The sequence below is a fragment of the Actinosynnema sp. NPDC059335 genome (assembly GCF_042752395.1).
GTDB lineage: Bacteria > Actinomycetota > Actinomycetes > Mycobacteriales > Pseudonocardiaceae > Actinosynnema.
Genome location: NZ_JBHYXZ010000220.1, coordinates 1 through 11,205, shown reverse-complemented (window position 1 = coordinate 11,205; position 11,205 = coordinate 1). Strand labels below are relative to the sequence as shown.

Below are 11,205 nucleotides of genomic sequence, written 5' to 3'. Positions count from 1 at the left end.
CGGCGCGGGGGGGCGCGCCCCGGGGGCCGGGTGTTCCGAACGTTGAATTCGGGTGTCCTGAACGTAGGACTCACGCGTTCCCAACGTAGGACTCACGCGTTCCCGACGTAGGACACGCGCGGGCTGGGCGTTGGGCTCGCGGGTCAGGAGAGGGCGGTCAGCAGGTCGGTGACCAGGTCGTCGGCGGACTCGATGCCCACGGACAGGCGGATCAGGTCGGACGGGACCTCCAGCAGCGAGCCGGCGGTGCTGGCGTGGGTCATGCGGCCCGGGTGCTCGATCAGCGACTCCACGCCGCCCAGCGACTCGGCCAGCGTGAACAGGCGGGTGCGGGCGCAGACGGCCAGCGCCGCCTCCTCGCCCCCCTCCACGGTGAACGAGATCATCCCGCCGAACCGGCGCATCTGCTTCGCCGCGACCTCGTGGCCGGGGTGGTCGGGCAGGCCCGGGTAGTACACGCGGGTGACCCTGGGGTGCCGCAGCAGCGCCTCGACGACCTTCTCGGCGTTGTCCGAGTGCTTCTCCATGCGCAATTCGAGCGTCTTGATGCCCCGCAGCGTCAGCCACGCGTCGAACGGCCCCGGCACCGCGCCCGCGCCGTTCTGCAGGAACCCGAACTGCGCGTCCAGCTCGTCGTCCGACGTGACCAGCGCGCCGCCGACGACGTCCGAGTGACCGCCCACGTACTTGGTGGTCGAGTGCAGCACCACGTCCGCGCCCAGCTCCAGCGGCGTCTGCAGGTACGGCGAGGCGAACGTGTTGTCCACCACCAGCCGCGCCCCCGCCGAGTGCGCCACCTGCGCGAGCAGGGCGATGTCGGCGATGTTGAGCAGCGGGTTGGTCGGCGTCTCGATCCAGACCACCTTGGTGTTCGGCCGGATCGCCGCACGCACCGCGTCGACGTCGGACAGCGCGGCCGGGGTGTGCTCGACGCCCCAGTGCGACAGCACCTTGTCGATCAGCCGGAACGTGCCGCCGTAGGCGTCGTTCGGGATCACGACGTGGTCGCCGGGACGGAGCATGGCGCGCAGGGCCGCGTCGGTCGCGCCCATGCCGGAGCCGAACGCCCTGGCGTGCCGCCCGCCTTCGAGCGCCGCCAGGCACTCCTCCAGCGCGGCACGGGTCGGGTTGCCGGTGCGGGAGTACTCGAACCCGCTCCGCAGCCCGCCGACGCCGTCCTGCGCGTAGGTGGAGGTGGCGTGGATCGGCACGATGACCGAGCCCGTGGTCGGGTCAGGGTCCTGCCCGGCGTGGATAGCCCTGGTCGCGAAACCGTAGTGGCCGGTGTCCGTCATGCGTCTAGGGTACGGCGGCCGAAAAATCAACCGCCCGTCGACCGGATGGCCGACGGGCGGTCGGGTGAACAGACGGGCTACCTCACCACTGCTGGGGCGGCTGCTGGCCGTACGGGTTCTGCTGCTGCGGCTGGCCGTACGGGTTGGACGCGGGCGGCTGGCCGTAGGGGTTCGGCTGCTGGCCGTACCCGCCCGTGCCGGGGTAGCCGCCGGGGCCCGCGGCCTGGGGCGCGTTGACCACGACCGTGCCCATGATCTTGTCGGCCCACGTCTGCTTCTTGACCTCCCACAGGGGCGCGAACCAGCCCGCGTAGCAGGGCAGCGAGTCGACGAAGTGGCACAGGTGCCGGACGAAGGCGTTGCCGAAGCCGATCGGCTGCCCCGTCTCCTCCTTGATCAGCTTCACCTTGGCGATCTTCTTGCCCATCGACTGCCCCGTGGTCCCCGCCAGGTACCACGAGTTGTAGATGATGAAGCCGATCAGGCCCAGGTACGCGATGCCGCTCAGGATCAGCGCGATCGTCGGGTCGCCGCTGACCCCGCCGATGAACGCCAGGATGCCCACGACCAGGCCGGGCGCGGCGTAGTCGATCAACGCGCCGACCGCGCGGCTGCCCCACTCCGCGTAACCGCCGGCGGGCGCGCCGTAAGCGGGCTGCGCGCCGTAGCCCGGCTGCGCGCCCCACGCCTGCTGCGGCTGGCCGTACGGGTTGGCCACCGCGGGCTGGCCGTAGGGGTTGGACGGCTGCTGCTGCGCGTACGGGTTCGCCTGCGGCTGGCCGTACGGGTTGGACGGCGGCTGCTGCCCGTACGGCTGCTGCCCGTACGGCTGCTGGCCGTACTGCGCGGGCGGCTGCTGCCCGTAGGGCGGCGGCTGCTGGGCCGGGAACCCGCCGGAGCCCGGCTGCTGCGCCGGCTGGCCGTAGGGGTTCGACGGCGGCTGCTGCCCCGTGCCCGGCGCCACGACCTGCGTCGCGTCCGGGTTCGACGGGGGCTGCTGGCCGGACGGCACGACCTGGGTCGCCTCCGGCGGCGGGAAGGCAGGCGGCTGGCCACCGCTCGGCACGACCTGCGTCGCGTCGGCGTTCGGGGGCTGGGCACCCTGCCCCTGCTCCTGCTGGTTTTGACCGCCGAACTGCTGGTTCCCTGGCGGCTGCGGAGCGTTCATCGGAGTTTCCAACCCCCTTGGCACGGGCCGTAGGTACGTGAGTCGGTGGCCAACGCTAGCGGATGCGACCGCCCTGGCCACGCGCAACCGGTCAACGCGTCCCGATCCCCGATGACGATCGGGACACGTCGACGTCGGTCGAACAACCGGTCAGCGACCTGCGAGGAAACCCAGGATGTCCTGCCGGGTGACCACCCCGGCGGGCTTGCCGTCCTCCAGCACGAGCGCACCGTCCGCTGAGGACAGTGCCTGCATGGCCGAGCTGATCGACTCGCCCGCGCCGATCGTGGGCAGTTTCAACGACATGTGCCGGTCCAGCCGGTCGGTCAGCTGGGCCTTGCCGGTGAACAGCGCGTCGAGCAGGTCCCGCTCGTTGACCGCGCCCGCGACCTCGGCCGCCATGACCGGCGGCTCGGCGTTGACGACGGGCATCTGGGAGACGCCGTACTCGCGCATGATCGCCACGGCCTCGGCGACCGTCTCGTTGGGATGGCCGTGCACCAGGTCGGGCACGGTGCCGTCCTTGCGCCGCAACACGTCCCCGACGGTCGCGCCGGACGTGTCGGGCGACAGGAAGCCGTACTGCGCCATCCACTTGTCGTTGAACACGCTCGACAGGTAGCCGCGGCCGCCGTCGGGCAGCAGCACCACGATCACGTCGTCGGGGCCCGCGGTCTCGGCCACGCGCAGCGCCGCCGCCACGGCCATGCCGCACGAGCCGCCGACGAGCAGCCCCTCCTCGCGCGCGAGCCGGCGGGTGATCTCGAACGAGTCCGCGTCGCTCACCGCGACGATCTCGTCGCACACCGTGCGGTCGTAGGCGTCCGGCCAGAAGTCCTCGCCGACGCCCTCGACCAGGTACGGCCGGCCGGTGCCGCCGGAGTAGACCGAGCCCTCCGGGTCCGCGCCGATGATCTTCACGCGGCCCTCGGAGACCTCCTTGAGGTACCGGCCGGTGCCGGAGATCGTGCCGCCGGTGCCGACGCCCGCGACGAAGTGCGTGACCCGGCCCTCGGTCTGCCGCCACACCTCCGGACCCGTGCCGTGGTAGTGGCTGGCCGGGTTCTCCGGGTTGGCGTACTGGTTCGGCTTCCACGCGCCGGGGATCTCGGCCACCAGGCGGTCGGAGACGTTGTAGTAGGAGTCCGGGTGCTCGGGCGCGACCGCGGTCGGGCACACCACGACCTCCGCGCCGTACGCCTTGAGCACGTTGCGCTTGTCCACGCTGACCTTGTCCGGGCAGACGAAGACGCACTTGTAGCCCTTGCGCTGGGCCACGAGCGCCAGGCCGACGCCGGTGTTGCCCGAGGTGGGCTCGACGATGGTGCCACCGGGCTTCAGCTCGCCGCTGCGCTCGGCCGCCTCGACCATGCGCAGCGCGATGCGGTCCTTCACGCTGCCGCCGGGGTTGAGGTACTCGACCTTGGCGAGGATCAGCGGCCGGAGTCCCTCGGCCACCGCGTTGAGCTTCACCAGCGGCGTGTTGCCGACCAGGTCTACGACGCTCTCGACGTACTCCACGACGGACCTTCCACTTCTTGAGAGGACGCGCTGAGCGTATATCGGTGGCGCGGCGTCCGGCCCGGTGGACGATGGGGTGGGACGAGGGAGGTCGGCGATGCGGGGGTTCCGGCTCCTCGCGGTGGTCGCGGGGGTGTTGGGCGGGTTGACCGGGGTGGCGTACGGGCTGTTCACCGAGCAGTCGCGGCGGGCTCGGGCGGTGATCGGGGTGCCCGACGCGCCGCCGTTGCGGGCGGACGGGGTGCACGGGTCCGGCGAGGGGCCGCCGGTGCGGTTCGCGGTGCTCGGCGACTCGATGGCGGCCGGGCTGGGCGTGGACGACCCGGCCCAGCTGCCGGGCGTGGTGCTGGCGAACGGGCTGTCGGACGAGGTCGGCGTGCCGGTGCGGCTGGAGACGCACGCGATCTCCGGGTCGACGACGCGCGACCTGGTCGCGCAGGTGGACCGGGTGCTGGCCGACCCGCCGGACGTGGCGCTGGTGGTGGTCGGGGCGAACGACGTGACCACGCGGATGTCGATCCCGGGGTCGGCGGCGCTGCTGGGCGCGCAGGTGCGGCGGTTGCGGGACGCCGGGGTGGGTGTCGTCGTGGGCACGTGCCCGGACCTGGGCACGGTGCGGCCGATCGCCGAGCCGCTGCGGTCGGTGGCGCGGGACTGGTCGCGGCGGCTGGCGCGGGCGCAGCGGGTGGAGGTGGAGCGGGCGGGCGGCGTGGCGGTCGCGCTGGGCGACCTGCTGGCCGCCGAGTTCCGGGCGCGGCACGCCGACTACTTCAGCGGGGACCGGTTCCACCCGAGCGCGACCGGGTACGAGGCGGCGACGTCGATCCTGCTCGCCCCGCTGTGCGGCGTCCTTCGTCACGAGTGGTGGCCGCGCTGAACGGGCGTTAACTAGGCTGCACGTCACACGTTGCGGCGAAACAAAGGAGTTCCGTAATGCCTGAGGCCGTGATCGTCTCCGCCGCCCGGTCGCCCATCGGGCGCGCCGGCAAGGGCTCGCTGAAGGACATCCGCGCCGACGACCTGACCGTGCAGGTCCTCAGGGCCGCGCTGGCCAAGGTGCCGCAGCTCGACCCGAACGACATCGACGACCTCATGCTCGGCTGCGGCCTGCCCGGCGGCGAGCAGGGCTTCAACATGGGCCGCGTGGTGGCCGTGCTCGCGGGGTACGACAACCTCCCGGGCACCACGGTGACCCGGTACTGCGCGTCGAGCGTGCAGACGACCCGGATGGCGCTGCACGCCATCAAGGCGGGCGAGGGCGACGTGTTCATCAGCGCCGGCGTGGAGACGGTGTCGAGCTTCGCGCGCGGGTCGTCCGACTCGTGGCCGGGCACCCACAACCCGGTGTTCGCCGACGCCGAGGCCCGCACGGCGGCCGTGGCCGAGTCCGGCGCGTCGGAGTGGGTCGACCCGCGGGAGAACGGGCAGCTGCCCGACATCTACATCGCCATGGGCCAGACCGCGGAGAACCTGGCGCTGGCCAAGGGCGTGACGCGGCAGGAGATGGACGAGTTCGGCGTGCGGTCGCAGAACCTCGCCGAGAAGGCCATCGCGAACGGCTTCTGGGCGCGCGAGATCACGCCCGTGACGCTGCCGGACGGCACCGTCGTGTCCGCCGACGACGGGCCGCGGCCGGGCGTGACGATGGAGGGCGTGTCGGGGCTCAAGCCGGTGTTCCGTCCGGACGGGCGGGTCACGGCGGGCAACTGCTGCCCGCTGAACGACGGCGCGGCGGCCTTGGTGGTCATGAGCGACGTGAAGGCGAAGGAGCTGGGCATCACGCCGCTGGCGCGGATCGTGTCGACCGGCGTGTCCGGGCTGTCGCCGGAGATCATGGGCCTCGGGCCGGTCGAGGCGTCGCGGCGGGCGCTCGCGCGGGCCGGGATGTCGATCTCCGACATCGACCTGGTGGAGATCAACGAGGCGTTCGCGGCGCAGGTCATCCCGTCGTACCGCGATCTGGGGATCGACCTGGACCGGCTCAACGTCAACGGCGGCGCGATCGCCGTGGGTCACCCGTTCGGGATGACCGGCGCGCGGATCACCACCACGCTGATCAACTCGCTGCAGTTCCACGACAAGCAGTTCGGCCTGGAGACCATGTGCGTCGGCGGCGGCCAGGGCATGGCGATGGTCATCGAACGGTTGAGCTGAACCACGTCACGAATACCGTTACCCGACGTCCTACCCTTCAGTAGGAGGTCGGGGGTCGTGATGACGTACGTGTGGTGGCACAGCGGGTACGACCTGCTGTGCCACGCGTTCGCCGTGGAGCAGGTGTCGGAGGCGTACTTCGAGGCGGCGTGCGCCCACTCCGTGCCGCCGGAGCTGGTGACGCGGTCGCCGGGCGGGGCGCTGTGCGTGCCGTGCCTGGTCGAGGTGGGGTCGGAACTGGGCGAGGTCGACCGGTGGCGGGACTGACGCGGCCGCGTCGACGTCCTGAGCGTTGAACTCAGGGGTCCTGAACGTAGGACTCTCGGGTCCTGAACGTAGGACTCACGCGTTCTGAACGTAGGACACGCGCGTTCTGAACGTAGGACACGCGCGTTCTGGAGGTAGGACACGCGCGAAGGGCGCCCCGGGAGCCGGGACGCCCTTCGGTGTGCGGTGGGTCAGTCGTTCTGGAAGTACGACAGCAGGCGCAGGATCTCCAGGTACAGCCAGACCAGGGTGGTCATCAGGCCGAACGCGGCGAGCCAGGCGTACTTGGCCGGGAGCGCGCTGCGGATCATCTCGTTGGCCGCCTCGAAGTCCAGCAGGAAGCTGAACGCCGCGATGCCGATCACGACGAGGCTGAAGACGATCGCCAGCGTGCCGCCGTCGCGCAGGCCCATGTTCACGCCGAACAGCCCGAGCAGCAGGTTGCCGAGCATGAGCACGACCACGCCGACGGTCGCGCCGATGATCCACTTGGTCAGGCGCGGGGTGACGCGGATCGCACCGGTCTTGTAGACCACGAGCATCGCGCCGAACACGCCGAACGTGCCGAGGATCGCCTGCCACGCGATGCCGGGGAAGATCGCCTCGAAGACGCCGGTGATGGCGCCGAGGAACACACCCTCCGCCGCCGAGTAGGCGAGCACCATCGGGCCGCTGGGCGTGCGCTTGAAGATGATGACCAGCGCGAGGACCAGGCCGACGAGCATGCCGGGGACCGCGAGCGCGAACGGCGCGATCTGCCCGGACAGCACGAGCCACGCCGAGACGAACCCGGTGACCAGGGCGACGCCGAGGGTCGTGGCGGTCTTGGTCACCACGTCGTCGATGGTGATCGGGCGCTCGCCGGTGGTGGGCGGCGCGCCCTGGTAGCCGCCGTACTGCTGCGGCGGGTACTGCTGGCCGTAGGGCTGGCCGAATCCTGCGTAGTTACCGCTACCGCCGCCGGTCGGCAGGTTGCGGAACGCGGGGTTGCTGGTGGTACGCACCTCGTCCTCCTGTGGCGTGCTGACGCCGTCACGGGGTTCAACGACCACACGAGTCGATCGGTTCCCGTCGGGTAAAAGCGACTTTACTCGGGCTGTCGATCTCGGATCCACACCCCGCGCTGCGGAGCGTAGTCGCGATCCACTCCGCTGGTGGCTTGTCGAACTCCTCACGAACCCGTAACGCTCAGCCCGGCAGTTTCCGACCGACCGGCGAAGCCCACCGGCTCGCCCGAGGGGTTCAGGACATCATGAGGTGGAGACGACTCGCGGGCGCGGTGCTCGCGACCGGTCTGGCCCTGCTCGCCGTGCCCGGTGCGGCCGGCGCGCAGCCCGAGGTCAAGCAGGGTTTCGGGCACGAGACCGACCCCCAGGGGTACGCCGGCAAACCGGCGGGCGGTGACTGGCTCGGCTCCTACATCTGGCGGGGCCGGCAGGTGTGGTGCGTGCAGTACTCGCTGCTCGCGCCGGACAGCAAGGTGGAGTACCAGGAGGGCGACGAGCTGCTGTCCAAGGGCGGCGCGAAGCTGCCCGACGACGTCGCGGGCAACATCTCGTACCTCCTGTTGAGGTACGCGAACACCCAGTCGCCTGACGAGTCGGCCGCGCTGGCCCACCTGCTCCACTCGTGGACGGCGTACGAGGACCCGGCGGCCGGCATCTCGCTGGACCCCGCCAGCGACTTCCGGCACATCGCCTACGACGAGGGCTTCCACTACCGGCAGCTGGCCCGCTTCGGCCAGGCGCAGCAGGCGGTGGACCGGCTGCGGGCCGAGGCCGAGGCCAACCGCGGCCCGTGGGCGGCCAAGGTGACCGCGCCGAAGGAGCCGCAGGTCATCGGCACGCCCGGCGAGTGGGTGGTGGACATCACCAAGACCGACGGCGGCCAGGTGGCCGGCGCGCCGGTGACGGTGGAGCTGGCCGACGCGACCCTGGAGAGCGGCGGGGCGTCCGGCGAGCTGGCCACGCCGACCGACGGCAAGGCGCTGTCGGTGAAGGTCGTGCCGACCGGGCCGAACCCGTCGGTCACGGTGCGGCTGGACAGCCCGGCCGACCGGCCGCGGGTCCACGTGCCGGCCGACCGGGACATGCAGCGGATCGTCACCACCGGCGGCGAGAAGAAGCTGACCGCCAACGCGACCACCACGGCGAAGACCCCGCCGGGCGTGGTGAAGGTGGTCAAGGTCGACTCCGAGACCCGCAAGCCGCTGGCCGGCGTGACGCTGAAGATCACCGGCCCGGACGGCTCGACGCCCGCGAAGCGGCAGGACGACACCGACCTGACCGGGCCCGAGGGCGCCCCGCTCGTGCTCCAGACCGGCGCGGACGGCACCGCGGAGGTGCCCGACCTGCGCACGCCGCAGGAGATCTGCGTGATCGAGGTCGCGCCGATCAAGGGCTACGAGGAGTTCTTCGACCCGAACGCGCCGCCCAAGGCGTGCGGGACGGTCGAGCCCGGCAAGGTGCTGGAACCGACGCTGGAGAACAAACCGGACAAGCCGGTGGTGCCGATCACCATCCACGCCGGCTCCGAGGGCTCCGGCGTGGTCGCCAGGGCGGCGTACACGACCGAGGTGTCGACCGGCGCGCTGGTCGGGTTCGGCGGCATCGTGCTGATCGGCGCGACGCTGCTCGGCCTGGTGGTCCGGCGGCGGGCGACCGCGCGCTCGTGAAGGCGTTGTTGACCGGCGCGGCGGTGGCGGCCCTGCTCGCCTCCGCCGCGCTCGTCGCCACCCGCGCGCCCGAGGTCGTGTCGACGGGCGCGCCGACCCCCGGCGACGCCGTGGTGCCGCACCCGTTGGGTGACAGCGCGCGCTCCGGGCGCGGCGTGGACCTGGCGGGCATGCCGGTCGGCGCGAACCCGCCCGCCGCGCCGCCGACCGAGACCCCCGCCGCTCCCCCGCCGCCGGCCGACCCGCCGAAGCAGCAGCCGGGCACGGTGCGGCTGCCCGGCGGCGGCCTGGCGACGCTGGTGCGGGCGGAGGTCACCGCCGACGGCGCGCTGCCGATCCCGGAGGGCGTGGGCGAGGCGACGTGGTGGGGCGTGGACCTCGGCGCGGCCGAGGGCGCGACGGTGCTCGCCGGGCACGTCAACTGGAAGGGCGTGACCGGCCCGTTCGACGAGCTGTGGCGGATGGCGGTCGGGCAGCGGGTGACCGTGGCCGACACGGCGGGCCGGACGTTCGCGTTCCAGGTCAGCCGGGTCGAGGCGGTGCGCAAGGACGCGCTGCCGGCCCGGGCGGTCGAGCTGTTCGGGCCGCGCGGCGAGCCGCGGCTGGTGCTGGTGACCTGCGGCGGCCGGTGGGTCGGCGGCGAGACGGGCTACGAGGAGAACCAGGTGGTGACCGCGACGCCCGTCGCCTGACGCGTCACGCTCCGTGGTTCGGTCACGGTGGGGCAACCTCCGGACACGCCCGGTCGTCTTGTTGTCGTGAAGCGATGGGGCTGGCTGAGCACGGGCGTCGCGCTGGCACTCACCCTCGTGGTGCTGGCGGTGCTGGGGGCCCGCGAACCCCGACCGGGGCACGACGCGGGCGACGTGGCCGCGCCGCTGCCGATGGCGCCGCGCGCGACGGGCCCCACGGGGACCACCGCCGCCCCGCCGACCGTGCCCGCCGCGGCCTCGCCGCCCGCGTGGATGCGGCGCATGCACCCCGGCGAGAAGCCGCCGCAGTTCGTGCTGTTCTCGTTCGACGGCGCGGCGTCCAAGCCGCACTGGGACCGGATCATGCCGCTGGCGAAACAGGTGAACGCGCACGTCACGGGGCTGCTGTCGGGCGTGTACCTGGTGCCCGACGCGGACGCCGCCCGCTACACCGGCCCCGGCCACCCGCGCGGGTCGTCGTCCATCGGGTTCGGCGGCAGCCGGGCGGACGTGGCGCTGCGCATCGAGTACCTCAACGCCGCCATCGACGCGGGCCACGAGATCGGCACCCACTACAACGGCCACTTCTGCGTCGGCGACGAGCCGAACGTGGGCACCTGGACCACCGACCAGTGGAACCGGGAACTCGACCAGTTCTTCGCCATCGTGGAGCAGGCGCGGCAGCAGGGGTTCAGGCTGGACCCGGCGGCCGTGCGCGGCGGGCGGACGCCGTGCCTGGAGGGCGACTGGCCGCAGGCGTTCCCGGCCATGCGCGGGCACGGGATGGCCTACGACACCAGCCACGTGAGCCTCGGCGTGGTGTGGCCGTTCGTGCACGAGGGGCTGTGGGAGTTCCCCATGCCGGAGGTGCGCGTGCCCGCGCTGGGCAAGCAGGTCGTGATGATGGACTTCAACCTCTGGTACGCGCTCAACGGCGCGAAGGACGAACCGGACCGGTCCGGCGACTACACCCGGATCGTGCTGGACACCTACCGCTCGGTGTACCAGGCGGCGTTCAACGGCAACCGAGCCCCGATGGTGATCGGCAACCACTTCAACGAGTGGGCCGGCGGCGCGTTCGGCAACGCGGTGGAGGGCTTCCTGGGCGAGGTGTGCGCCAAGCCGGAGACGGTGTGCGCGACCTACACCGAGGTGATCCGGTGGATGCAGTTGCAGGATCCGGTGGTGCTGGAACAGTTGAGGCGCATGCCCGCCGCCCGCAACTAGCGCGGTGACCGCCGGAGGCACTACGGTGGGTTACCGCCGCCCCACGGAAAGCACCGACATCCGAGGAGTAGCGCATGACCACCGAGCCCGAGAAGCGCCCCTGGGTCAAGCCCGATTTCCGGGACGTCGAGACCCCGATGGAAGTCACCGCCTACGCGGCTCGCGGCTAGTCGTCCCGCCGCGCGCCCGTCGGCCGGGGCCGGCGGG

Annotated in this window: 11 protein-coding genes; 7 read left to right on the top strand and 4 right to left on the bottom strand. The window is 72.2% G+C overall.

What is annotated here, in order from left to right:
• Positions 1 to 143 precede the first annotated feature (143 nt).
• The 3 genes from ACFXGA_RS37460 to ACFXGA_RS37450 all read right to left on the bottom strand — a co-directional run bounded on the left by ACFXGA_RS37460 (position 144) and on the right by ACFXGA_RS37450 (position 3,984).
• Positions 144 to 1,295: a cystathionine gamma-synthase gene (locus tag ACFXGA_RS37460; RefSeq protein WP_378097003.1), complete on the bottom strand. Its 1,152-nt coding sequence runs from the start codon at positions 1,293 to 1,295 to the stop codon at positions 144 to 146.
• Positions 1,296 to 1,377: 82 nt separating this feature from the next.
• Complete coding sequence (locus ACFXGA_RS37455) at positions 1,378 to 2,463, bottom strand: RDD family protein (RefSeq protein WP_378097000.1); 1,086 nt, start codon at positions 2,461 to 2,463, stop codon at positions 1,378 to 1,380.
• Between the two features lie 150 nt (positions 2,464 to 2,613).
• Positions 2,614 to 3,984, bottom strand: coding sequence for a cystathionine beta-synthase (locus tag ACFXGA_RS37450; protein ID WP_378096997.1), 1,371 nt, complete (start codon positions 3,982 to 3,984; stop codon positions 2,614 to 2,616).
• Between the two features lie 97 nt (positions 3,985 to 4,081).
• Between ACFXGA_RS37450 and ACFXGA_RS37445 the strand changes: the two genes are divergently transcribed.
• The 3 genes from ACFXGA_RS37445 to ACFXGA_RS37435 are packed head-to-tail and all read left to right on the top strand — an operon-like array spanning position 4,082 to position 6,405.
• Positions 4,082 to 4,861 carry an SGNH/GDSL hydrolase family protein gene (locus ACFXGA_RS37445; protein WP_378096994.1) on the top strand — a complete coding sequence of 260 codons (780 nt, stop codon included), beginning with the start codon at positions 4,082 to 4,084 and terminating at the stop codon, positions 4,859 to 4,861.
• Between the two features lie 56 nt (positions 4,862 to 4,917).
• Complete coding sequence (locus ACFXGA_RS37440; protein ID WP_378096992.1) at positions 4,918 to 6,138, top strand: acetyl-CoA C-acetyltransferase; 1,221 nt, start codon at positions 4,918 to 4,920, stop codon at positions 6,136 to 6,138.
• A gap of 60 nt (positions 6,139 to 6,198) precedes the next feature.
• Positions 6,199 to 6,405 carry a hypothetical protein gene (locus ACFXGA_RS37435; protein ID WP_378096989.1) on the top strand — a complete coding sequence of 69 codons (207 nt, stop codon included), beginning with the start codon at positions 6,199 to 6,201 and terminating at the stop codon, positions 6,403 to 6,405.
• A 191-nt stretch (positions 6,406 to 6,596) separates the two neighbouring features.
• Here the strand turns inward: ACFXGA_RS37435 and ACFXGA_RS37430 are convergent, their stop codons facing one another.
• Entirely contained in the window at positions 6,597 to 7,409 is an 813-nt protein-coding gene (locus ACFXGA_RS37430; RefSeq protein WP_378096986.1) for a Bax inhibitor-1/YccA family protein, read from the bottom strand.
• A gap of 248 nt (positions 7,410 to 7,657) precedes the next feature.
• Here ACFXGA_RS37430 and ACFXGA_RS37425 point away from each other — a divergent pair, with 248 nt between their 5' ends.
• From ACFXGA_RS37425 to pqqA, 4 genes are all read left to right on the top strand, one after another.
• Positions 7,658 to 9,079 carry a SpaA isopeptide-forming pilin-related protein gene (locus ACFXGA_RS37425; protein WP_378096983.1) on the top strand — a complete coding sequence of 474 codons (1,422 nt, stop codon included), beginning with the start codon at positions 7,658 to 7,660 and terminating at the stop codon, positions 9,077 to 9,079.
• Positions 9,076 to 9,771, top strand: a complete 696-nt coding sequence (locus ACFXGA_RS37420) for a class F sortase (RefSeq protein WP_378096980.1) — start codon at positions 9,076 to 9,078, stop codon at positions 9,769 to 9,771. The genes ACFXGA_RS37425 and ACFXGA_RS37420 overlap by 4 nt, the downstream gene beginning before the upstream one ends.
• A 66-nt stretch (positions 9,772 to 9,837) precedes the next feature.
• Positions 9,838 to 10,998, top strand: a complete 1,161-nt coding sequence (locus tag ACFXGA_RS37415) for a polysaccharide deacetylase (RefSeq protein ID WP_378096977.1) — start codon at positions 9,838 to 9,840, stop codon at positions 10,996 to 10,998.
• Positions 10,999 to 11,072: 74 nt separating this feature from the next.
• On the top strand, positions 11,073 to 11,168 hold the full coding sequence (gene pqqA / locus ACFXGA_RS37410; RefSeq protein ID WP_378096974.1) for a pyrroloquinoline quinone precursor peptide PqqA: 96 nt from the start codon (positions 11,073 to 11,075) through the stop codon (positions 11,166 to 11,168).
• Positions 11,169 to 11,205: the final 37 nt, after the last annotated feature.